Below are 24,204 nucleotides of genomic sequence, written 5' to 3' on the forward strand. Positions count from 1 at the left end.
TTACCCCTTAAAACTTTCTGTAGTTGCTTGTCCAGAAGAATTAATCCCTTCTCGCAAAAACACTTTCTTTACTGTTAACATTAATATTTTTATATCTAAAAGAAATGTTTGATTATCTACATACCAAACATCCAATTCAAATTTTCTTTCCCAACTTATTAAATTTCTACCGTTTACCTGTGCCCACCCAGTTATTCCAGGCTTAACATGATGCCTTCTAGCTTGTTCTTTTGAATATAGTTCTAAATATGAAGGAAGTAATGGTCTAGGTCCAACAATACTCATTTCACCTTTTATCACATTAAATAATTGTGGGATTTCGTCTAAAGACATTTTTCTAATGATCCGACCAATAACTGTCAATCGATCTGCATCTGACAGTAAATTGCCGTCAGCATCTCGCTCATCTGTCATAGTTTTTAGCTTGATAATATTAAAGATACGACCATTCTTCCCTGGACGTTTTTGCACAAAAAATGGAGTTCCAAAATTAACAATACTTAGACCTATAATTGAAAAAATTAGTATAGGACTTACTAATAACAGTACAATTATAGCAGTTACAATATCTAATAATGGTTTAAAGAAATTTGGGTACATATTTCTTATTCTTACTACAAAGTAACACTTCTATTTTTTATCACACAAGCTTTGTATATGATTTATATATTGTTGAGCTAAAATAGATCTATCGAAATGAATTTTCGCATAATTATATCCACGAATTCCACTTTCAATTAATTCTTCCCTATTTTGAAGTATTAACCTTATTTTGGTTTCTATATCTTCAATATTTTCTGGTTCTACATATACACCACAATCTGCTTTCTCAATTAATTCCCTTGATACTCCATCTATAGCTAAGAAAACGGGGCGTTTACAAGACATATAATCAAAAGTTTTATTAGAATAGATCGTTTTAAAGGTATCTACTTTCTTTAAAACTGAGGCTCCCATATCTGAAGCAAGAATATATTTAAAAACATCATTTTTTGGGACAGCGTTTCTAAAAATAACATTATTAAGGCCTCTATTTTTAACTTCATCCTGTAACATCTGTTTTTGCATTCCAGAGCCTATTAACTGAAAAATTACTGGAGTATCTTGTAGTTTACTAGCTGCGTCAACTAACTGTATTAAATGATTTGCAACACCATGAGCTCCTACATAGGTAATTACAAACTTCCCTTCTAGTCCTAACTCTTTTTTAAAGGCATCTGCATCAAAGTCACTATTTTGAATTTGTTCTGCTAGTGTAAAATCTGCGGCATTTGGTATAAATAAAATTTTCTCTTGAGAAACACCTTTTTCAATAAGTTTTGTTTTAAAAGCTGGTGTTAAAACATTTATTAGTGCAGATTTTTTATAAATAAAATTCTCAAACCAATATGCCATTTTAATAATGAGTTTATTTTTCAAAACTCCAGTGTCTATTGCAGATTCAGGCCATAAATCTCTTACCTCAAAAACAATTGGAACACGCTTGAAAATTGAAAGTATAAAAGCAGTAATTCCAACAAATAATGGCGGAGATGTTACGACTATAGCATCATACTTCTCTCTAGTTTTAAACAAACCTGCAATTGTAGAAGAAAAGACAAATGAGAAATACCCCCATAGTCTTCCTAAAAAATTTGTGTTATATGATTCAGAAACGTGACATCTGTATACATCTACTCCATCATAAAACCCAGTATCTTTATAAAAAGATTTTCCTTTATATTTTTCAGGTTTTTTTCCAGTTGCATAATTAACCATTCCGGATATGACATCAATCTTCACTCCGTCACTTGTCCATGCTTTTACCATTTCATTAAATCTAGAACCTCCCCCTTCATTTTTCTCCAGAAAATACTGATGAATTAATAATATGCGCATAATTAATTAGAACTCTTTATTTTGATGGTTGTAATAAGCTTGCCAGTTGTATCTTTAAATGACAGTTGCAAAGATGGGATTTTAACTCCATAATAACTGGAATACCAAGCAGTATTTTTTAACAGTTCTACTGGGTTACCATCTCTATTTACGGCTGTAATCTCTATAAGATCTTCTATATCAGGATTAATATGCCAAAATTGTTCTATAAAATCTCCTTTCTTTAAAGTCACTTCATCAATCACATTCCATTCTAATCGATTTTTAATTTTATCGACCTTACGTTTATGATTATATCCACCTATATGTTTGAATGCTTCTATTTGTCCTTCAAAAACATAGTTATTAGTAGTTTCTGAAAGATTACCTATTGCGTTTTTAATCCAATTATACCATATAAAACGACTTCCCTTTAACATTTGATCTTTTCCATTCACACTTATCGTATTATGGCCTTTTGTACCCATAAAAAAATCAAGCTCTTCTTTAGAAGTATTATACTTATAACTCCCTGCATCTCTTAAATAATTGATTCCATTTACCCAAATATCTAAATGTAGATTATCAGCCTGTGCTGGTCGATCTTTATACGAACCGCATTTAATAAATGTTTTAACACTCTCTTCTTGAATAATATAATATCCGCTTTCGCGAAAACTAAAGATACCATCTTTCCTAGTAGGATCTATTTTAAGGTCTTGTAAACCGTACCAACCTTGACTTTCAGAAGATTGTCTAACCGTTCCCGAGAGTACCGCCCGTAGGTCATCTAATTGTGATTGATAATTGCGATAATCATCATCGGTTAATTTGAAAAATAATGCCCCATCATTAGATCCATAATTAGGCAACTGTTTTGAGACAGGATCTTGAGAAGCTTCTAAAAAATCAAGTGATTTCTTTGCTTTTTCATATACTGCTTTTGTAAATGTATCATTATGCAGTTGTGATAAACGGATTCCCCAAGTAAGTAATTGTACAGCTACTCTATGATAATTCATAGAAAACTGAAGAAAAGTACCATCGTCATATATCTGATAATCAATTTCCTGTTCAAACCATTTTTTCCCTTGTCTACTCCATTTTTTAGTTTCAGGTATAAAAGGGAAAAGTAATCCAGATATGTAAAGCATTAAAGTCTCTGTAATTGCGTGATTATTACGAACAGCAATTCTAGAGAAATTAATATTATTATAAACGTGATGCAATTGCCAGTAAATACTATTTAAAATAGCCTCAAAACGCTCTGAAGTTAAATGTGTAGAGTGTTTATAATAATACAATGCAAAAGTCCAATTAAGAATACGCAAGCTAATCTCTTGACTACACTTATAATTGGGACCTAAATTAATTGGATTCTGATTTATAAAGCTTTCTATCTCTGAAAAAACAAATGCTGCTTGATTACTATCATTATGATAATCATGTCTTATAATATCATATAAGTATGAAAACCGTGCTTTCTCCCATACATATTTGATATCACCCGCTTCTGCAGAAAGGTCTTCAATTTCCGACCAGTGTTTTGTAATATCATAACGATAACCCGTTGCAGAGTTAACAATCCAATCATACGCTGTTCCTAAATCATATTTTTTACTACTAAAGAAGGTATAGGTTCCGTTTTTGCTTTCGCGAAAGCGTGACGCTAATACATCATTTTGTTTTTTATCTACAGGGATAGCATCTTTATCATCAAAAAAGAATAAAGGGGTATTGGCACGCCATGATGCTAACGTAATAAAGGATTTAGAATCTGGAGAGATTGGAAACTTATTCTTATGTATGCCTAACTTTGAAGACACCATATACTTCACTCTAAAAGTGACGTAACGGATCCCCATATTATTAAATAGGTCAATTAATTTCCGTAGTTTATTCAACATCTACCCAAGCGGCTGTTTTGAGACTTTCTATTGCTGCAAAAGAAGCTTTTGTTGTATTAATTAATTCATCAAATGGAATTAATGCTTCTCCTCCATTGTTTATTTGGTTTACTAAAAGTTCAAATTGATCTTTATGTCCTTTATCCATTTTAGTTTTCATTTTTGAAAACCCTTTAAAGCCATATCCTTTTAGATTACGCCAGTTGTCCAATATTAATGTACGTTCTTGAGAATATACTTCTACACGCTCTTTTGAGTATGATTTACTACCATTTGCAAAGTAATTAATCACCCCGTTAGAACCATTTGCGTATTTAAGTAATAAGGTTGCATTGTCTGTATTTTCTTCGGGTGCTTTTCCCATTGCATTCATACAAACAGCAATCACTTTACTTCCTGTAAAGTAACTTATTAAATCAATAAAGTGGCAAGCTTCTCCTATAATACGCCCACCTCCTACTTTTAGATCATGTACCCATACATTTGCAGGAATCATACCAGCATTCATCGTTGCGATTACATGAATAGGCGTATTTGAGTTTCCTAGTAAAGATTTCATCTTAACTGCATAAGGTGAAAACCTCCTATTAAATCCAACAGTTAATGTACTATTACCATTAGTATAGGCATCAACAATTTCATTAAGCTCTTCTGTATTGAGTGCCAATGGTTTTTCTACGAAGACATTTTTATTAGCCTGTAATGATTTAATAACCATAGGGGCATGTAAATTATGTCTTGTTGTAATAGCAACAGTATTTACAGTTTCTTCTTTTAATACCGCTTCATAATCTGTAGCACTATTTGAGATATTAAATTTCTTTGCTAATGCTGTTCCTGAGACTCCTCCAGAGCTTATGATATGTGATAGATTTGCATTGGTACCTTTAAGAGCTGGTAACATGGTCATTTTTGTAAAATTACCTGCTCCTACAATTGCTAATCCGTTTGATTTAGATTCACTTTTACGTGATTCACTCACAACAATGTCATTAGCATATACTGCATCTTTATAACTTAAAATGGAGGCAATGGATTTTGAACTACCAATTTCTCCATAAATTTTAAGGTAATCGTCTATATCTATTACTTCAGATATTAAAGGTTTTACATTAATGTCTGAAGCTTTAATAGCATTAAGTATTGTTTGAAAATTACGTTGTTCTGTCCATCGTACAAAAGATAATGGATAGTCCTGCCCTTTGGCTTCATAATTATCGTCATAACGTCCAGGTCCGTATGAACAAGATACTTGGAAGGTTAGTTCTTTTTCGTAAAAATCGGCTCTACTTATATCTAAGCCTATAACTCCTACAAGGATAATTCTACCTCGTTTACGAGACATTTGAGCTGCTTGCGCTATAACATCATTCGTTTTTGTTGATGCCGTAATAATTACACCATCAGCACCAATATTATCTGTAAGTTCTAATACAGTCTTTACAGGATCGTCACCTTTTCCTGGATTAATTGTTTCAATTCCCCACTGTTTTGCTAGATCAAGTTTAGACTGATCAAAGTCAATTCCTATAACTTTACATCCATTAGCTCTTAGTAACTGAGCTGTCATAAGTCCTATAAGTCCCATTCCTGTAACTACAATAGTTTCTCCGATGGTTGGGTTACATAAACGTATTCCTTGTAAACCTATACTTCCTATAACTGTAAAAGAAGCTTCTTCATCAGACACACCATCTGGAATTAAGGCTACTAAGTTTTTGGGTACAGAAACAAACTCAGCATGTGGACCATTAGAAGCTACTCTATCTCCCACTTTAAATTCAGAAACCCCCTGTCCTACGGCTTCTACAACACCTACATTACAATACCCTAATGGTAAGGGTTCTCCTAGTTTATTAAAAACAGCTTCTAAAGTAGGCATTAACCCTTCTGTTTTAATTTTATCTAAAACTTGTTTTACTTTATCAGGTTGTTGTCTTGCCTTTGCTATTAAACTAGATTTACCAAACTCAACTAGCATTCGTTCGGTTCCTAAAGAAACTAAACTCTTAGTAGTTCTTATTAATACTTGGCCACTCTTTACTTGTGGTGCTGGCACTTCTTCTAATATGGTTTCTCCTGTTTTGAAGGATTGTATAATTTGTTTCATTTAGTTTCTATTCTTAATAAATTTTGCTGGAATTCCACCAACGATTGTATAAGGTGCTACATCTTTTGTAACAACGCTTCCTGCAGCTACGACAGCTCCTTCTCCTATTGTAACTCCTGCTACAATAACAGAATTCCCACCTATCCATGCATCTTTTCCTATACTCACTTTTTCAGGAACATGACCTGCACCAAATATTCTACCTTTATTTTCTGGAATTGTGTGATTAGCGGATGATATGATTGTTCTATACCCTATTAAAGTTCTATCTCCAATTTCTACTTCTCCTCCAGTAGTAATAATAACTCCCCAAGCTAAATCTACATGATCTCCTAGGGTTATATTTCTAGCAGGGTTGATACGTATACCCGGATAGTATGTAATTCCTTTACCAATTTTTGCTCCTTGTATTCTCAAATAATTAGACTTAAAGAAGTTAAATAACTTATGCCTAGGTAAGTTAAACACAACAAAAGACATGCTTTCATATGTACACACTAAGAAGTTTTTTACTGTTTTATTCATTTAAAAGTTGTTGGAGGAACTCTATTTGTAAATTTACTTTTTCTTCAGGACTTGGATAATCTAAAAGAATTTTTTTAGCATTTTTTATATACAAATCTTGTTTTTCTTTGTTTTTAATATACGTGTCTATTTGTTTTGCAATATCCTGTGCATTATCTCTATTTACATATATAGCGGCGTCTTTACATATAGCCCTAGACCATTCGGCATCTGATATAAATAATGGTTTTTTGAAAAACCATGATTCAATTATATTATTACTAAAGCTTTCTAATAAGCTTAATAATCCTACACCGTCTATTTTATTATATAAATGAGGTAATTCATGAGGTCGAACACTTCCAATAAAAGATATGTGGTTGTCTACTTGTCGCGTTTTTGCATCACTAAGTAAAGCTTGCGATTCGGGGTGTGATTCAGCAACGGATATTACACAATTAACAGTGTTGCATCCTAACTTTTTTAATTCTTCTAAAAATAAAGGAATCATTTGTAGATTCTTATTTTTATGCCACCCTGTAAGAAAAAGGATATTAAAATGATCAGTATTAATTCTTTTTAATCTTGTTTCTAACTCCTCGGATATAGGAGTATCAAGATATTCTGATATTGATGGCAAAATAAGTTTTGTTCTATTTTCAGGAACCTTAAATAATGAAATTGCTCTAGATTGCATTGCTGCATTTTCAAAGACTATAGCGTCAGATCTTAATGTTGATTTTAATCTATAGTAATCAATAAGCTTTAGTTTTACTTGTTTAAGCTTTGAATAAGCAGACCAAAAGTCAATTTCGGGAAAAAACAAGTTAGAATAAGCACAGCCAGTAACCGTTTTAACACCATGTCCTTTAAGCGATGGACCAAAAAGTGTATAAATAATATCTATATCATGTTTTTTAATTATTTTTTTTAAATCAAATAAATTAAATACTAGTCTTGATGTAGGTTTAGGATCAACTATAACAAAATTCACATTCTCAGAATTTTCTAAAAGCTTATGTATTTCTGTTCCTTTAGTGACTAAATATGTACAATTAATGGAATTAATTTTTTGAACATGTGTCACAAAATTAGTTGCGACTTGTTGACCGCCTCCCTTTTTAATAGGTATTAAGTTTATGAGTATATTTTTCACAATTATGTTATGATATTTTCTTATACTTTAAATACATTTTTAATAAAACGGGAACTCTAATCATCATATACATGACCATTGTTTTTTTATCTTTTAGAGTATCAGATGAATACGAGAAAGATTTTTTTAGAAGAGCTTGACTTCTTTTGATTGCTTTTTTAAAGTCATAATCTTTGCCTCTAATAATGTATTGTAATGAAAACTCTACGATTCTTTTATTCAAGAAAAGTTTATAGTCTTTGTCAAAATTGTTTTCTTCAAAAAAACTTACAATATCTGTTATTGAATTAAATGAATCCTCATGTTTTTGTTTTGACATTGAAGATTTACGACTTATAGAGTTCTCTCTATATACCCATCCATATTCGGGATTACTTACAAACAAAAAGGTAGTTGCTTTTGGAAAAATTTTACAAGATATATTCCAATCCTGGCTATATGGTAAATCAAGAAAGTGCACACCTTCTAATAGCTCTCTATTTATAAATCTAGCACAAATATTAGTTCCAAAATTATTTATTATAGTTTTATAATCAATGTTTATGTCTAATAATTTATTTGGTTTTTGAAAATTATAGACTGTATTTTTAGAAGTGTATTTGTCATTTACATAAGTAGCATTTTCTAAGTTTAAAGAAATTATATCTATAGGTGTTTTTTTGAGTAGCGTTATAATTCTATCAAAACTAGAAGTATCATTTATTTGGTCATCACTATCAATAAAAAACACGTATGGTTTTGTAGAAGTACTGAATCCTAATTTTCTAGCATTATTTGCCCCTTTTTCCTCTGTATGGATAAACTTACAATCAATACTTCCATTAATTACAGTTTCCATAGATGCTTTAATCTCTTTAAATGCTGTTTCAGAAATAGAATTTCCTACAACAACTAATTCAAAGTCTTTAAATGTTTGATTTAATAAAGAAATCAACATTCCCTTTACATACTCATTATAAAAATAAACGGGGACTATTATTGAAAAACTCATTGTATACTATTTTTTTTCTGAAGTGAAATAAAAATTACGAGGATAAGCATAAAAACATTACCACTAAAAGAACCTAACCTAAAGTAAAATAACCCTGACACAATAAAATGTACATAGAATGTATATACCAATAAATATCGCAAACTGGAATTTTTAGATTTCTTAAATTGATATCTAAAATATTCTGTAAATAATACGCTTAGTATTATTAATGACAAAAAGCCATTTACATTATAGAAGTCTGTTAGAAAAGTCCCAAACGTCCACTCGTATGGCTCGGTTCTATCAAACTCTTCAATTGGTATTCCTAAGACACGATTAATCAATGGAAGTCGTAATGATGTTCCATAATAATATTGATCTCCATACCCTTCTCTTTGTATAATATTTTCTGCAAAAACATATGGCTGTGTAGCAATATACCCCATAGTACCTGCATCAGAATCTCCAAATCGGTCTTGAGTAAATGATCCCAAGACAAATACACCAATTGCTAATACAGAAAAACCAAAGATTTTAATTCTCTTTTTTAATCTATCATTAAAATAGCTCCAGTAATTTGTAACAAATATTGATCCAAAAATAATATAAAACAAAAACCCATCTCTAGCTGTATATGCAAGTGATACAACTATATAAGAAAGCGATGCTATAAAAAGTAAATATCTCCAAGTTTTTGAAAGATTACTTTTTAAAGACATAAAAAAAACAGCTAAAAAGACTGAGAAAAATGATGCAAATGCAACAGCTATGGTTGTAAATATAGAAATTGGTAATACTGTATTTGTTTTATCTTTTAAAAAACTATTTCTAATCTCTGAAGCTCCTAAAGCTACAGATTTAAATGCATGCGGAAATACATAGATAATAGCATAAATACCACCTAGAACTCCAAACATCAACAATCGTCTTTGATTTATGTTAAAGTTGACATGCTTAAGTTCAGGCTTATATTTAGGATTTCGTATGGTGTACAACGGACTTAGGCAGTAGCAAGCAAAAATACCATATAAGATAAAATATGAATCTGGATAATCGCTAAATCTTGTGAACCCTCTTATGTCTCCAGGATCAAAGAAAAATGCTAGTACGCTAGACATAAAATATAAACCCCAAATGATAAACACATCAAGACTTGTTCCTTTTCTCAACAGAGGAACAATAAAAATAATCGTTATTAATAAGTTTATAATTAATCCAAACAAGACAATCTGATTTTAATTTTTACATTCGGGTCATATGTAATATACTTAAACAAAATAAGTAACAAACCATAAACAATAGATGTTATTACTATATCGAAAAATATATTCAACTCAATAGATATTATTTGTATTAGCTCGGATACAATAGTTCCTATAAATGCCGATAGAATAATTACAGATAATTTCTTGTAAGGTATTAATTCAAGTATAGAAACTCCAAACCCTTTTGAAATCACCGAAAGATTAAATGGAACTGTCCAAAATAATACACTAATAATTAAACCATACGCAATACCATTTATGCCTGCTAATTGATAAAACAGTAAACTCAACACTAAACTTAGGATTAACTCTATAAGACTCCTCTTTAAAAGTATTGATGCCTTATCAAGAGCTATTAACACATTCCCATATTGTATAATTCTAATGGGTAATAAAAAAAGATAAACTTTAAATATATAATGACTTGCCTCATAAGTTTCTCCAAATAAAAGCAAAATTACATCCTTAGAATACCAAAATAAAAATGCAAAACTAGGAAAGAGCACTAATGCAGATGTAATTGTTATTTTTTTAAATAATGATAATGCCAGCGTGTAATTTTTATCCTTACAATATTGAGTCATAACACCAAAAGTAGCACCAGCTATAGATGAAGTGACAATTGATATTAAAGGCACTTCAAACGCTCCGTTTATGTATATTGCATAATCCTCTGGACTCGTAAAATTTGAAACTAAAATTTTATCGATTTTATAAGAAATCACTCCTACCAGCAACGACAATCCTACTGGATAAGAATACATAAATATTTTATTAAGATCTATTTTAAAATTACCCCAATTTTTATACTGAAAAATATAAGCCTTTGTTTGTAATAACATTAAAATAAAAATAATAGCAAATACTACAGTCCTGAAAATTAAGATAAACTCTAAAGAACTATAGTACATAGCCAAAAATAACATTCCAAGTAATAAAATGATATTACCAATAAAATTTATGACGAGGCTTGTTTTCGTTTTTTTGATCAAAATGAAATAAGAATACATTACAGTATTTGACAATGAAAAAAATGAAAATAAGCCTAGTATATAGAAGTAATTAATTAATGAATCATTTTTTAGAAGTGTTGCTATATGATAATCGGCACCTAAACTTATTATTAACTGAAATATTATAGAAATAACTAATACAATACTTAAACAAGTTTGAAGCAATTTAATTTTATTTTCAAAACGAGGAAAAAAATAAAAAATGGTATTTGATAACCCAAGCCCTAGAAGAGGCGCCAATACTTCAAATGGTAAAAAAAATTGCCTGTACGTGGCATAATCTTCTTGATCGAGAAAACGACTTAAAATAAGTACTAGAGCAAACTGCGTAGAAGAATTTACTAGATTAAATACAAATAATAAAATGACGTCCTTACGCATTGTACTTATTTCTAATTATTAGGGTGTTTTTTTGAATAAAAAAGATCTTGATTTGCAAGTTCTTCAAAGCGCTTCATATCCCTTTCTCCTACAACTCTTTGACCTTTACCTACTACAATTTCCCCTGGTTTTACATCTTTAGAAATAATTGTTCCCATACCTATAATCGCTCCATCACCTATAGTCACTCCTGGAGTGATTGAAGCTCCCATTCCTATCCACACACCTGAACCTATTGTAACTTTATCATGTATATAGTCATTAGAATAAGGAATCATAGTGCCATTATAATCATGATTGCTACTGTAAATTGTAATTCTTCTAGATAAAATAGTATTACTCTTTATTTCTATCCCTCCTTTTCCATAAAGAAAGCAATCGTAGCCTATACGTACATTATCTCCTAAAATGATATTTTCTGGATTCAAAAAGCGAGTGTATCCCATTACCTTTACATTCACTCCTTTGTTTTTTATTTTTCGAAGATTAGCAATACCCCAAGCTCTCTTTATTCTGAACATTAAAAAACGCTCATAAAAAAACAAAAAAAAACTTAGTATAGTAGCAAATAGATTTTCTAAAGAATTTCTCATTACTAAATTATTTATTTACACCTGCAAAATCTAAAATAATTTTATCTGATTTTTTAGGTAAGGTCTTAAATTCATCGTGAGCAACTAGGTATACTACGATTTCCGCTTTCGCGAAAGCATCCTCATATTGCGTTAATTTAAAAACTTTATGTTCTTCTATATTTGGCTCTACAATATAAAATTCTTCATCATTTGCATCTTGCAATACCTTTTGAGCAATATATTTTGCAGGAGACTCCCTTAAATCATCAATATTTGGTTTAAATGCAAGTCCCATTATTGCAATTTTTGGTTTACGACCATGATCTAATTGAAATTGAAGTTTTGCATTTTTAACCTGTTCTGCACACCAAAAAGATTTATAATTATTAATTTCTCTTGCTTTACCAATAATTTGAGATTCCATTGGGAAATCTGCAACTATAAAATAAGGATCTACTGCAATACAATGCCCTCCTACACCACAACCTGGTTGTAAAATATTAACACGAGGATGTTTATTTGCAAGATTAATAAGATCCCAAACATTTATATCTGCTTTAGCACAAATAAGAGAAAGTTCATTAGCAAATGCGATTTGAACATCTCTAGAAGAGTTTTCTACAAGTTTACACATCTCGGCTGTTCTTGCATTGGTAGGATGTAATTCTCCTTTTACGTAACTACTATAAAAAGCAATTGCTTTTTCTGTACTTTCACTATTAACCCCTCCGATAACTCTATCGTTATGAACTAATTCATACATAACATTACCTGGTAGAACACGCTCAGGACAATACGCTATATATAATTTATCTTTTAACTCTGGACGTTCTGAATAAATCAAATCCATCATTTTTTCTGTAGTCCCAACAGGTGAAGTAGATTCAATAATATAGAGATCTCCTTCTTTTAATAATGGCAAGATTCCTTTTGTAGCAGCTTCTACAAAAGAGATATCCGGTTCATTTTTTCCTTTAAAAGGAGTAGGCACTACGATTAAATAATTATTTGCTTTAACAGCTTTTACATCGGCTTTAAGGAAACCTCTATTTACTGCCTTAGCAACAGCATCATCAAGTTCTGGTTCAACAATATGTATTTCTCCTCTATTAATGGTTTCTACAACCTTAGGGTTAATATCTACTCCATGTACATTTACTCCATTTGAAGCAATTAGGGCTGCTGTTGGAAGGCCTATATATCCAAGGCCTATCATGACTACTTCTGGTTGCATGTAATTATTTTTGGTTTTTTATGAATTCAACGACGCGTTTACAAGCTTTACCGTCTCCGTAAGGGTTATGTAATTTGCTCATTTTTGTAAAGCGATCTGGATTATTTAATAAATCTAAAGTTTCTGATACAATTAAATCTTTATCAGTACCTACTAGTATAACTGTTCCTGCTTCTACAGCTTCTGGTCTTTCTGTAGTGTCTCTCATAACTAATACAGGTTTTCCTAAACTAGGCGCTTCCTCTTGTACCCCTCCACTATCTGTAATAATAAGTTTAGATCGATTCATTAACCATATAAAATCTTGATAGGCTAATGGATCTATAAGCATTATATTAGTTACTTCTGAAAGAATACGTTTTACAGGTTCTTGAACTTTTGGATTAAGGTGTACTGGGTATATAATAAGATGATTAGGTTTTTGTAGTGCGATTTCTTTTAATGCTTCACAAATTCTTACAAAACCATCTCCATGATTTTCTCTACGGTGACCAGTGACCAAGAGGACATCTTTTTGACCTATAGTAAGTTCTAAATCTTTAATAAGATCACTAGGATCACTATTCACTTTATTTACACTATCTAATAATGCGTCAATAACTGTATTACCTGTAACTATAATCTGATTAGATACTATATTTTCTTTAAGTAAATTTTGTTCTGACGTTATAGTAGGTGCGAAATGAAAATCTGCTATTCTACCGGTTACTTGTCTATTAATTTCTTCTGGAAAAGGAGACCATTTATCATTTGTACGAAGTCCTGCCTCTATATGACATACTTTAGATTGGTTATAAAACCCCGCTATACTAGTAGCCATCGTGGTTGAAGTGTCACCATGAACAAATACATAATCAGGATTAAAAGATTCCAAAACTGGTTTCATACCTGTAATAATATCTGCTGTAAGTGAATAAAGGTTTTGACCCGGTTTCATTAGATTAAGATCAAAATCAGGAGTGATTTCAAAAAAGTCTAAAACTTGATCTAACATTTCTCTATGTTGAGCAGTAACACATACCTTAGTTTCAAATATATCAGAAGAGCTTTGAAATGCTTTTACAAGTGGCGCCATTTTTATTGCCTCTGGTCTTGTGCCAAATACTATCAGAACTTTTTTCAAATCAATTAAAATTTGGTTATTTATATATGTAAATAAGGGGGGTGCAAATATAAAGTCTTTATACTTGATAAACTAATTTTAAGATTTATCTACATATAATATTTAATATATTGATTTTCAGATAATTGACATTGACAGCTAAACCTCATTACATTCAAATTTAACTTAGGCTAAATATTTTTTTAATATTCATATTAAAACATGGAATATCTTTCCCTAATTCCAAAGCGCGTTTTTTTAAAATATCTACTTCATTTTTATGCTCTGATAGATATATAATTTTAGATTTTAAAGCATTAACATCATTATAATATAACCCTATTGCTACTTTAGTGTCTATTATTTTTTTAGCGCTTATAATCTCTTTATTTACAATAATACCTATACCAGTTTTTAAAGCATCTCCCCATTTATTTGAAGCAGCATATCTGTTAATTTCCGAAATAGGATCATAATATGTGAAAACAAAATCTGATGCATAATATGAGGCCAATGCTTCTTGATTTGAAACTTCGCCTAAGTATTGTACATTACTTTTTTTTGAAAGTGAAATTGCCTCATCACAATCTAACTTGCCTGCCATAATAAAGCCTATATCATGATTTTTTAAAGAATCACATATTTCTAAAATAATAGCAAGTCCCCTACTTCTTGAAAGCCAACCATTAAGGTTAATTGTTAATGAGAACTTCTTCCATTCCTTATTATCATATATAGTTTTTGCTTCCTTTAATACGATATCACTTGGTACATTTTCGACCAAAAAGAAGTTTTTAGACGTAAAGTTATACCGTTCAAAAGATGGGATAATATGTTTATAAACAAGCTTCGAAGTTAAAAACTCTAGTGTTTTGACGATGAATCGAAGTATCTTATTTTTGATCAACATAGAAAAACGATCTGCATCATCAAAACATAATGTATATCCTTTAATCATACTAGATAATAGCAATGGGAATGCACTTTCAAACCCTAATGCCCATACAACATCATTTCTTTTTATTTTAAAACCATAAAAAAAAACGTTAATCATCCATAACACATATAAATAACGTCTTCCACTACCATAACCCCCTCCTTTTAGAAGAATTTTTTTTTCAACTGGAAAATCAAGTCTATGTTCTATACATTCTCCTGGAAGACGCTCCCATGCAATGTGAGTGATTTGAGGACATTTAGTTTCAAATAAAAATAGTGCTAATTTATAAAGCCTTGTTCTTAAAGACAAAGAAGACAGAGGCGCAACAATTATAACATTTGATTTTAATGTAGTATCAGACAACTGCTTTCTTATTTAGAATACGTTTTATATATATATTTGAAATAACAAATCTTGATATCCAGTTTATCAATGATAAAACTGAAATGATTTGTGCTGTAAATATACCTGAAAATAAAAATAATGCAACTACAACAGCAATCAAATATAACGCAGTAAATATTCCAAAATATCTAGCGATTCCTAATAATTCAGATTTATTAGCATATAAACCTACATAGACAGAATTTGTAACATAAATGCCTCTAATAAAACTTACGCCTGATAAAATTAAAATTAAGGAAAAATCAAAATCTTGTATTTCTATATCTAGGTAATATTTAAGAAACAAAACTCCAATGATAGATGAGAACAGCGTATTAACAATAGAAAAAAGGAATACTTTATGAAATAACTGCTTATAACTTTTGTGAGATTTTGAGTTTGATTCTCTAATGATTTTTGGGCCTAGATAAAATCCTAAAAATCCATTTAAACTCAATGCAATCGGAGTGATAACTGCAAAATATTTAAATAAATGCGCAGATGCTATTTCATCACCACAGAGATTAATTAAAAATTGCTCTCCGTAAATAGCCAATAATAAAGTAACTGAGGTAATTAAAAATGCTCTTGAAAGTCCTTCTGCTTCATTAACAGAGATATCATTAGTAAGAGTTTTATTATTTTTTGAGATATAACCTTTAAAGAAAAATACAAAAACCACTGTTATACTAAAAGCGATAATGAAGTATATAAATATATCTTGAACAAAATTACTCAGTAATAGAAGTAGAATGAAAAATTTCCAAAAGTTTTTTGAAAATTGAGATTTCCATAAATTATTATTTGCTCTAGACGCTGCTGTATTATAATTCATAAGTCCATATAGTACAATACCTAAGAAAATTAAAAATGCATTCTCCCAAGAATAATCTTTTATAAAAAAGATTATTAATGTACTACACAATGAGACAACTAATGCTCGTAGAAAAAACTTCTTAAAATGAATTCTAATTAATTTAGGATCTCTGAGTAAAACTTGATCATACCCTAAAAGAGTAAATGAACCAATTAAAATAATAGTAGATTTATAAAAGGCCCAATTTGCAATACTTGTTACATTGTATTTTTTTATGATTACTATTTCAATTATAAGAAACGATAGTAATCCAATACCATATATACCAAATGAGGCTAATAAATCTATCTTTTTTCTCATTAATCTAGAATCCTTCGGTTTGTAGTTTTTTGAGCTGGATTTCCAGTGTAAACACCGTAAGGCTCTGTATTTTTTGCAAGGATTGCCCCTGCTCCAATAATAGACCCTTCAGCTATATGAGTTACAGAAGGTAATATAATTGAACCAGCACCTACCCAAACATAATCCTCTATTTTTAGTGATGAAAAAACAATAGGATTCTGTTTCCAGTTTTTATGACCGTCATGGATCTTATGATTATGAGTAAAAATTTTAACGCCTTCAGAAATAGCTATTTTATCACCCATTGTAATACCTCCTGAATAATCAATATATGTATCTGCTCCTATATTAACTTCTCCTTTACATAAGAAATGGGCGTCTTTATTAAAATGAGCCATTGAAATGATTACTTTCTCACCAACATATAGTTGTGGTGAACGATAATATGTACGATATAAAAACCATTTCAACCTTCTGAAGCCTCTTACATTAAACAATGGAGAGTTTCTCACTAAAAGAATAAATAATTTGATGATTTTTCTCAAGATGACATTCTGTTTCTAGATGCTGAATATAATCATATTATCCTTTAAATACATAGCCTTTAAAAAGATAATAATGTAGGAAGATACTTTTTAAATTTTAATAACTAGCACATTAGTTATTGTAATAATTTCAATTCTTCTATAAGCTTATTATTAAAAATTGTTGCACCTTTTTGATTAAGGTGGTGTCTATCATAGAAATACGTGCTGTCAAGGGATAGTATTTTATTAAAATCATGGTATCCCCCATAGATATTCATCAAGGATTCAAAATCTAGCTGTTTAGAAATGCTAGTATATAAGGGTTTTGTTATTGGCACATAAACTAAGTGATACGTAATGCCTTTATTTTCTAACAATGTAATTATTTCATCAAATGCTTTTAACTGTATCTTTTTAAATTCAAAGTCAGTAATAATATATTGATTACCTCTATATCCAGTATCATTACTTTCTACATAACCTCCTGATACATACACAGTACTAGCAAAGCTATTTTTTTCTTTGTAACTAGATTTTTTATTAAAAAAATCTTCAAATGAGGAATATATTAATGCATTACTCACATTGATATCTTTCAATTTTGTTGCCAAAGCTACTGATTGTATATCGACAAAATCATTAGAAACTATATCTACCGTAGATTCTACACCATCTATAGCAAAAATAAAAGGCGATACCTGTAATACAACTTCTTTAGGGATAACTTTATCTAAATAACGACTTAATAAAAATTTTGTCTGTAATGGTGTTTGAGCACTTGTTCCTAGATTAAATGAAGTAATGCCTTTCTTTTCGTAAATACGTGTATCAAAGCCGTGATATGCATGGGAACTTCCTAAAAATAAAACATCAATATTAGAAACTGTTTTAACTTCCTGAAGCCTCGTAAATGTATATCCTCCTAAATTCTTTGTAGATTTTAAATTTGGTTTTAAGAATGGAGGCATTATTTCCCCAAAAACAAAAATTCCAATACAGTAAAAAACTATAAAAAAAGGAATAAATAATAATATTTGTTTGATAAACCGCCTCATTAAAATTGAAAATATATAAATGGTACTTCATCTGTATTTGCATACATTCCAATAAAAAATAATAACAACGCATAAAAAGACCATCGTATCATTTTTATCCTATTGTAAAACAGGAGTTTAATAGCATATGGCTCTTCTCTTCCTCTCCACTCTACTATTAATAATACGGATATAAAAAATAACAGAACGCTAAGACTTCGAATATCTGTAAAATTTGGAATACTAAATAAAGAAACAGAAAATAAGTTGCCTATGTATACAAAGGCATTGTCTAAACTTTCTGCTCTAAAGAAAATCCATGCAAATGACACTACAGAAAAAGTAATCAAAACCTGAATAACATATTTAAAGCCATACACTTTAGCTTTTGCTAAGTCCTTCCGTTTTCTCATAATATAATACGTTATTAAGTAGAGTATTGCATGAAAAAATCCCCAGAAAATAAATGTCCATGATGCGCCATGCCAAAAACCACTGATGATAAAAACCAAAAGAATATTACAGATAAAACGACTAGTACCCACCTTACTTCCACCCAATGGAATATACACATAATCCCTGAACCATGTAGAAAGTGAGATATGCCATCGTTGCCAAAACTCAATGATAGACTTTGAAAAATAAGGTGTTGCAAAATTTTGTTTAAGTTTAAAACCAAATAGTTTTGCTACTCCTATAGCGATATCTGAATATCCTGAAAAATCTGCATAAATCTGAAACGAAAAAAACAGAACTCCCAAAACTAAAGAGCTACTGGAATAATCAGACGAATTAGAAAATAGTATATCTACATAACGTCCACAATTATCTGCAATAACCATTTTTTTAAATAATCCCCAGAGTATTTGTTTCAAACCATCTACACCATCATTATAATTAAAATGGCGTTTCTTTTGAAATTGCGGCAATAGATGTTTTGCTCTCTCTATAGGACCAGCAACCAATTGCGGAAAGAAACAAACAAAAGCTGTAAAAGCAAAAAAATTAGTAGTAGGCTCGATGTTCCGTTTATACACATCAATACTATAAGACAGTGTTTGAAAAGTATAAAAACTAATTCCCACAGGTAAAATAAGATTTAAAGTAGATGCAGAAATATCTTTACCAAACAATGAAAAAGCATTTACAAAGCTTTCAACAAAGAAATTATAATATTTAAAAAACACCAGTATTCCTACATTAGTAATAATACTTAATACCAACAGCGCTTTTCTACTTTTTACTGAATGATACTTCTTGAGACCTATACCTACAAAAAAATCTACTAGTGTACTTGTTACAATCAAAAATAAAAAATGCCAATCCCACCACCCATAGAAAAGATAACTTGCAACTACAATAAAGATGTTTTGAAGCTTAATAGACTTATGAGTAACACCCCAATAGAGTAAAAAAACTATAGGTAAAAACAGTGCAAAATCTACAGAGTTGAATAGCATTATGCTTTTTATATAATTTGTTGCAACGCTTTATTCCAATCAGGGGAATTGACACCAAAGGTTTCAACTATTTTTGTGGAATCCAAGATACTGTTTTTTGGACGTTTTGCCACTGTAGGGTAAGCATCAGATGTTGTCGCTCGTAATTTTACATCTAATTGTGAATAATCAAATATCGCTTTCGCGAAAGCGTACCAAGTAGTAACACCGCTATTGCTATAATGATATATACCTCTATATGAATCATCAAATCGAGTGATCATTTGGAAGATCGCATCTGCCAAATCATTTGCGAAAGTTGGAATTCCATGTTGATCATTAACGACAGTAAGCTCCTCTCTTTCGTCACCTAAGCGTACCATCGTTTTATAAAAATTATGACCGTAACCACTAAATAGCCATGAAGTACGCACTATAGCATACGTAAGATTATCTGTGTTTTGAATGGCATGTTCTCCTGCTAATTTTGACTTTCCATAAATAGTCTGAGGATTGGGTATATCTTCTTCTGTATAAGGTGTATCAGAATTCCCATCAAAAACATAATCTGTAGAGATGTGAATAAGTGTTATGGAATATGAGGCACATAATGTAGCCAAATGACCAACAGCATGTTCATTTAGCAAATATGCATCTTCTTGATGACTTTCTGCAGCATCTACTGCTGTGTATGCCGCTGTGTTAATTATGACATCTGGTTGATGTACCTCAATAGCATCTTTAATAGATGCAACAGCGGTTATATCAAGCATTTCTCTTGTGGCAAATACACATTCATAGGTAACAAACTGAGAAGCTATTTCTTGAAAAGCATTTCCTAACTGACCATTTGCACCAGTAATAAGAATTTTTTTATTTGATGTAGTAAGACGCATTGTCTTATAGTTGCTGTTTTATAGTCTCAAAATCAGGAAGGTTTTGATCTTTTTCTGATAATATCAAATCATTAGCATCTAACTGCCAGTCAATTCCCAATTGCGGATCATTAAATTTGAGCCCTCTTTCACTTTCTTTATGATAATAATTATCACATTTATAAAAAAAAGTAGCTTTTTGGCTTAATACTAAAAAACCATGAGCAAATCCTTTAGGTATAAATAATTGCTTTTTATTTTCTGAAGATAATACAATAGAAAAAGACTGTCCAAATGTAGGCTCATCTTTACGAAGATCTACAACTACATCTAATACTTCTCCTTCTATGACACGTACTAATTTTGCTTGAGCCATTTCTCCAATTTGAAAATGCAATCCTCTTAGTACACCATATGTAGATTGTGACTGATTATCTTGTACAAATTGTGGTGACAATCCCGTTTTTTCTTGGAAAATCGTGTCTTTATATGACTCATAAAAATACCCCCGTTCATCATTAAAAACGGTAGGTGTACAAATTATTAAATCTTTAAAAGAAGTGTTTTTTACTTCCATTTATAGGGTTTTAATGTAATTTGCATAACTTCCTTTTCCATAACGCTTTGCGCTATCTTTCAATTCTTCATAAGAAATCCAAGACATTTTATATGCAATTTCTTCAAGGCAACTTATCATGGTACTTTGGTTACGTTGTAATACTCGTATAAACTCTGTTGCGTCATCAAGAGCATCTACCGTTCCTGTATCAAACCATGACATACCACGACTCATAACAACTACATCTAGTTTTCCCTTAGAAAGGTATTCTTGATTTATAGCTGTAATTTCTTTTTCTCCTCTAGCAGAAGGAGTTATAGATTTAGCGATTTCTATCACATTATTATCATAAAAATACAAACCAGGCACGGCATAATTAGATTGTGGAGACTCCGGTTTTTCTTCAATACTAGTTGCCTTGTTATTTTCATCAAAAGTAACGACTCCAAAACGTTCTGGATCCCTTACAGGATATGCAAATATAGCACCCCCATCAATTGCTGTCTTACTTTGAAGCATCTTGCTAAGACCGTTTCCATAAAAGATATTATCCCCTAGTACTAATGCTACTTTATCATTTCCAATAAACTTTTCGCCTATAATAAATGCCTCTGCAAGACCATTAGGCTCTGGCTGAACAGCATATTGGAATTCACACCCTAAAGTACTACCATCGCCTAAGAGCTTTTTAAAGGAGTCTTGATCTTCTGGTGTAGTAATAATCAATATTTGTCGTATCCCAGCTAGCATAAGAACTGAGATAGGATAATAAATCATTGGTTTGTCGTATACAGGTAATAACTGTTTACTTACCGCTATTGTAAGTGGATATAATCTAGTGCCGGCACCACCTGCTAATACGATTCCTTTCATGATGTATACATTTTTGAGTAATACTCTTTATAGTCACCAGAAGTAACATTTGTTAACCACACTTTATTGTTCATGTACCAATCTACAGTAGCTTTTAATCCTTGTTCAAAGGTAACTGAGGGCTTCCACCCTAGCTCTTTGTTTATTTTTGATGCATCTATCGCATAACGTTTATCGTGACCAGGACGATCTTTTACATATGTAATAAGGGATGCAGATGTACCACGCTTTCGCGAAAGCGTATCATCCATCATTTCACATAACAAATGAACAAGATCAATATTTTTCCACTCATTAAAACCGCCTATATTATAAGTTTCACCTATAGTTCCCTTATGCAGAATAGTGTCAATTGCAATCGCATGGTCTATTACATATAACCAATCTCTAGTGTAATTGCCATCTCCATAAACCGGTAAAGGTCGCATCTCTATGATATTATTGATAAATAATGGAATTAATTTCTCTGGAAAATGATTTGGCCCATAATTATTTGAGCAATTTGAGATAATATAGGGCAAATCGTAAGTTTCTCCATAAGCTCTTACAAAATGATCAGAACTTGCTTTTGAAGCTGCATAAGGCGAATTAGGACTATAAGAAGTATTTTCTGTAAAAAGCCCTTCTGCTCCTAATGAACCATACACTTCATCTGTACTAATATGGTAAAATAAGTGCCCTTCTTTCTGTTGCCATATAGACTTGCAGGCATTTAACAAATTCATGGTTCCCATGATATTTGTCTTTACAAATGCAAGTGGATCTTTAATAGATCTATCTACATGAGATTCGGCGGCTAGATGTATTACTTTATCAAATTTATAATTCTCAAAAAGGGTTTGTATATGAGATGCATCAGTAATATCTGCTTTGATAAAAGTATAATTAGGTAATGTGTCTATATCATGTAGGTTTTCTAGATTACCAGCATACGTCAAAGCATCTAGATTATAAATATGATATTCTGGATACAAAGTTACTAGCCTACGCACTACATGCGAGCCTATAAAACCAGCGCCTCCTGTAACCAAAATCTTCATTATAATTTTCCGTTTACAATATTTCCTAAAACACCTTTTACATCGTAAATAACTGACTTTTCCTTTTTGAAAGCCGTAATATCTATATCAGAAAATTCCTTGTGAGATACTGCGTGTACTATAGCATCAAACGTTGCATTAGGTGCTTCTGTAATAGCATCAAGGTTATATTCGTGTTTTACCTCTTCTGGATTTACCCAAGGGTCATATACTGTAACATCTACTCCGTATTCTTTTAAATCCCTAATGACATCAACAACTTTAGTGTTACGTACATCTGGACAGTTTTCTTTAAAAGTAATACCCAGCACTAATACTTTTGCATCTTTTACTCTAATATCATTTTGAAGCATCAATTTTACAACTTCTGATGCTACATAGGCTCCCATACTATCATTAAGTCTTCTTCCTGCAAGGATAATTTCTGGATGGTACCCTAATTCTTGAGCTTTTTGTGCAAGGTAATAGGGATCTACCCCTATACAATGTCCTCCTACTAATCCTGGTTTAAAAGGCAAGAAGTTCCATTTTGTTCCCGCTGCAGCTAGTACATCCTGTGTGTCTACCTCCATTAGGTTAAATATTTTTGCTAATTCATTGACAAAAGCAATATTAATATCACGCTGAGAGTTTTCAATTACTTTAGCAGCTTCTGCTACTTTAATAGTAGGAGCCAAATGAGTACCCGCAGTAATTACTGATGCATATAAGTCGTCTACTTTCTTACCTATTTCAGGTGTACTTCCTGAAGTAACTTTAAGTATTTTATCTACCGTGTGTAATTTATCTCCTGGATTAATACGTTCTGGAGAATATCCAACAAAGAAATCTTTATTAAAGGTAAGTCCGCTTACTTTTTCTAGTACAGGCACACACTCTTCTTCTGTTACACCCGGATATACAGTACTTTCATAAATAACGATATCTCCATTTTTAAGAACAGCCCCTACAGTCTCACTACTTTTATATAATGGAGTAAGTACAGGTCTATTATTTTTATCTATGGGAGTTGGCACAGTTACAACAAAATAATTGCAACTTTCTAAATCTTTAATATCATTAGAGCAATAAAGTCCAACCTGATCTGAATTAGTAGTTTTTAATACCGATTGAAGATCTTCTTGAGATACCTCAAGCGTACTATCTATTCCTTTATTAAGCTCTGCTATTCTATCATCTTTTATATCAAACCCTATTACATCATAGGAAGTCGCAAATAGACGAGCAAGCGGTAATCCCACATATCCTAATCCAATAACTCCTATTTTAATATCTTTCATATGTTCTTTGTCTTTGT

General features: G+C 31.1%; 21 protein-coding genes and 1 pseudogene. All 22 read right to left on the minus strand.

The genetic code is table 11. The features are described from left to right. The 22 genes and pseudogenes from CHB80_RS08085 to CHB80_RS08190 all read right to left on the minus strand — a co-directional run bounded on the left by CHB80_RS08085 (window position 1) and on the right by CHB80_RS08190 (window position 24,187). Complete coding sequence (locus tag CHB80_RS08085; RefSeq protein WP_089370947.1) at window positions 1-600, minus strand: sugar transferase; 600 nt, start codon at window positions 598-600, stop codon at window positions 1-3. A 30-nt stretch (window positions 601-630) separates the two neighbouring features. Further along, window positions 631-1,878 carry a glycosyltransferase family 4 protein gene (locus CHB80_RS08090; protein ID WP_089370948.1) on the minus strand — a complete coding sequence of 416 codons (1,248 nt, stop codon included), beginning with the start codon at window positions 1,876-1,878 and terminating at the stop codon, window positions 631-633. A 2-nt stretch (window positions 1,879-1,880) separates the two neighbouring features. After that, the gene (locus CHB80_RS08095; protein WP_089371320.1) at window positions 1,881-3,722 is read right to left on the minus strand and encodes an alginate lyase family protein; all 1,842 of its coding nucleotides are present in this window, start codon (window positions 3,720-3,722) and stop codon (window positions 1,881-1,883) included. 31 nt (window positions 3,723-3,753) lie between these two features. Continuing rightward, a complete protein-coding gene (locus CHB80_RS08100) occupies window positions 3,754-5,874 on the minus strand; it encodes a bi-domain-containing oxidoreductase (RefSeq protein ID WP_089370949.1) in 2,121 nt (706 codons plus the stop codon). Further along, window positions 5,875-6,036 (minus strand): annotated as a pseudogene (locus tag CHB80_RS25125) (DapH/DapD/GlmU-related protein); the annotation flags it as partial. It abuts the gene before it with no gap. Between the two features lie 355 nt (window positions 6,037-6,391). Next, entirely contained in the window at window positions 6,392-7,534 is a 1,143-nt protein-coding gene (locus CHB80_RS08110) for a glycosyltransferase (protein ID WP_089370950.1), read from the minus strand. A gap of 7 nt (window positions 7,535-7,541) precedes the next feature. Continuing rightward, window positions 7,542-8,525 carry a glycosyltransferase family 2 protein gene (locus CHB80_RS08115; RefSeq protein WP_089370951.1) on the minus strand — a complete coding sequence of 328 codons (984 nt, stop codon included), beginning with the start codon at window positions 8,523-8,525 and terminating at the stop codon, window positions 7,542-7,544. Then, window positions 8,522-9,730 (minus strand): O-antigen polymerase, encoded by a 1,209-nt coding sequence (locus CHB80_RS08120; RefSeq protein ID WP_089370952.1) that lies wholly within the window; start codon window positions 9,728-9,730, stop codon window positions 8,522-8,524. Before CHB80_RS08120 ends, CHB80_RS08115 begins: the two co-directional genes overlap by 4 nt. Continuing rightward, window positions 9,718-11,166: a lipopolysaccharide biosynthesis protein gene (locus CHB80_RS08125; RefSeq protein ID WP_089370953.1), complete on the minus strand. Its 1,449-nt coding sequence runs from the start codon at window positions 11,164-11,166 to the stop codon at window positions 9,718-9,720. Before CHB80_RS08125 ends, CHB80_RS08120 begins: the two co-directional genes overlap by 13 nt. Before the next feature lie 11 nt (window positions 11,167-11,177). Further along, window positions 11,178-11,759 carry an acyltransferase gene (locus CHB80_RS08130; protein WP_089370954.1) on the minus strand — a complete coding sequence of 194 codons (582 nt, stop codon included), beginning with the start codon at window positions 11,757-11,759 and terminating at the stop codon, window positions 11,178-11,180. A 7-nt stretch (window positions 11,760-11,766) separates the two neighbouring features. Next, window positions 11,767-12,975, minus strand: a complete 1,209-nt coding sequence (gene wecC, locus CHB80_RS08135) for a UDP-N-acetyl-D-mannosamine dehydrogenase (protein ID WP_089370955.1) — start codon at window positions 12,973-12,975, stop codon at window positions 11,767-11,769. A 4-nt stretch (window positions 12,976-12,979) separates the two neighbouring features. Then, a complete protein-coding gene (gene wecB / locus CHB80_RS08140) occupies window positions 12,980-14,098 on the minus strand; it encodes a non-hydrolyzing UDP-N-acetylglucosamine 2-epimerase (protein ID WP_089370956.1) in 1,119 nt (372 codons plus the stop codon). Between the two features lie 160 nt (window positions 14,099-14,258). Next, window positions 14,259-15,380, minus strand: coding sequence for a glycosyltransferase family protein (locus CHB80_RS08145; protein WP_089370957.1), 1,122 nt, complete (start codon window positions 15,378-15,380; stop codon window positions 14,259-14,261). Next, on the minus strand, window positions 15,373-16,578 hold the full coding sequence (locus CHB80_RS08150; protein WP_089370958.1) for a hypothetical protein: 1,206 nt from the start codon (window positions 16,576-16,578) through the stop codon (window positions 15,373-15,375). Before CHB80_RS08150 ends, CHB80_RS08145 begins: the two co-directional genes overlap by 8 nt. Next, on the minus strand, window positions 16,578-17,105 hold the full coding sequence (locus CHB80_RS08155) for an acyltransferase (protein WP_143337074.1): 528 nt from the start codon (window positions 17,103-17,105) through the stop codon (window positions 16,578-16,580). Before CHB80_RS08155 ends, CHB80_RS08150 begins: the two co-directional genes overlap by 1 nt. A gap of 116 nt (window positions 17,106-17,221) precedes the next feature. Then, a complete protein-coding gene (locus CHB80_RS08160) occupies window positions 17,222-18,055 on the minus strand; it encodes a hypothetical protein (RefSeq protein WP_143337075.1) in 834 nt (277 codons plus the stop codon). An 86-nt stretch (window positions 18,056-18,141) separates the two neighbouring features. After that, a complete protein-coding gene (locus CHB80_RS08165) occupies window positions 18,142-19,581 on the minus strand; it encodes an MBOAT family O-acyltransferase (RefSeq protein WP_089370961.1) in 1,440 nt (479 codons plus the stop codon). Window positions 19,582-19,589: 8 nt separating this feature from the next. Further along, a complete protein-coding gene (gene rfbD, locus CHB80_RS08170) occupies window positions 19,590-20,456 on the minus strand; it encodes a dTDP-4-dehydrorhamnose reductase (protein WP_089370962.1) in 867 nt (288 codons plus the stop codon). A gap of 4 nt (window positions 20,457-20,460) precedes the next feature. Further along, window positions 20,461-21,012 carry a dTDP-4-dehydrorhamnose 3,5-epimerase gene (rfbC, locus tag CHB80_RS08175; RefSeq protein WP_089370963.1) on the minus strand — a complete coding sequence of 184 codons (552 nt, stop codon included), beginning with the start codon at window positions 21,010-21,012 and terminating at the stop codon, window positions 20,461-20,463. Next, window positions 21,013-21,867 (minus strand): glucose-1-phosphate thymidylyltransferase RfbA, encoded by an 855-nt coding sequence (gene rfbA, locus CHB80_RS08180; RefSeq protein WP_089370964.1) that lies wholly within the window; start codon window positions 21,865-21,867, stop codon window positions 21,013-21,015. Next, a complete protein-coding gene (rfbB, locus tag CHB80_RS08185; RefSeq protein ID WP_179218115.1) occupies window positions 21,864-22,907 on the minus strand; it encodes a dTDP-glucose 4,6-dehydratase in 1,044 nt (347 codons plus the stop codon). The genes rfbA and rfbB overlap by 4 nt, the downstream gene beginning before the upstream one ends. Beyond that, complete coding sequence (locus tag CHB80_RS08190; protein ID WP_179218116.1) at window positions 22,907-24,187, minus strand: nucleotide sugar dehydrogenase; 1,281 nt, start codon at window positions 24,185-24,187, stop codon at window positions 22,907-22,909. The genes rfbB and CHB80_RS08190 overlap by 1 nt, the downstream gene beginning before the upstream one ends. Between the last annotated feature and the right edge of the window lie 17 nt (window positions 24,188-24,204).

This window comes from Dokdonia pacifica (genome assembly GCF_900188275.1).
Lineage (GTDB): Bacteria > Bacteroidota > Bacteroidia > Flavobacteriales > Flavobacteriaceae > Dokdonia > Dokdonia pacifica.

Bases quoted from the DNA above. Each gene is read 5' to 3' on its own strand.
- CHB80_RS08085 (WP_089370947.1), bottom strand. From the start codon at position 600: ATGTACCCAAATTTCTTTAAACCATTATTAGATATTGTAACTGCTATA.
- CHB80_RS08090 (WP_089370948.1), bottom strand. From the start codon at position 1,878: ATGCGCATATTATTAATTCATCAGTATTTTCTGGAGAAAAATGAAGGG.
- CHB80_RS08095 (WP_089371320.1), bottom strand. From the start codon at position 3,722: ATGGGGATCCGTTACGTCACTTTTAGAGTGAAGTATATGGTGTCTTCA.
- CHB80_RS08100 (WP_089370949.1), bottom strand. From the start codon at position 5,874: ATGAAACAAATTATACAATCCTTCAAAACAGGAGAAACCATATTAGAA.
- CHB80_RS08115 (WP_089370951.1), bottom strand. From the start codon at position 8,525: ATGAGTTTTTCAATAATAGTCCCCGTTTATTTTTATAATGAGTATGTA.
- CHB80_RS08125 (WP_089370953.1), bottom strand. From the start codon at position 11,166: ATGCGTAAGGACGTCATTTTATTATTTGTATTTAATCTAGTAAATTCT.
- CHB80_RS08130 (WP_089370954.1), bottom strand. From the start codon at position 11,759: ATGAGAAATTCTTTAGAAAATCTATTTGCTACTATACTAAGTTTTTTT.
- wecC (WP_089370955.1), bottom strand. From the start codon at position 12,975: ATGCAACCAGAAGTAGTCATGATAGGCCTTGGATATATAGGCCTTCCA.
- CHB80_RS08150 (WP_089370958.1), bottom strand. From the start codon at position 16,578: ATGAGAAAAAAGATAGATTTATTAGCCTCATTTGGTATATATGGTATT.
- CHB80_RS08160 (WP_143337075.1), bottom strand. From the start codon at position 18,055: ATGCCTCCATTCTTAAAACCAAATTTAAAATCTACAAAGAATTTAGGA.
- CHB80_RS08165 (WP_089370961.1), bottom strand. From the start codon at position 19,581: ATGCTATTCAACTCTGTAGATTTTGCACTGTTTTTACCTATAGTTTTT.
- rfbD (WP_089370962.1), bottom strand. From the start codon at position 20,456: ATGCGTCTTACTACATCAAATAAAAAAATTCTTATTACTGGTGCAAAT.
- rfbC (WP_089370963.1), bottom strand. From the start codon at position 21,012: ATGGAAGTAAAAAACACTTCTTTTAAAGATTTAATAATTTGTACACCT.
- rfbA (WP_089370964.1), bottom strand. From the start codon at position 21,867: ATGAAAGGAATCGTATTAGCAGGTGGTGCCGGCACTAGATTATATCCA.
- rfbB (WP_179218115.1), bottom strand. From the start codon at position 22,907: ATGAAGATTTTGGTTACAGGAGGCGCTGGTTTTATAGGCTCGCATGTA.
- CHB80_RS08190 (WP_179218116.1), bottom strand. From the start codon at position 24,187: ATGAAAGATATTAAAATAGGAGTTATTGGATTAGGATATGTGGGATTA.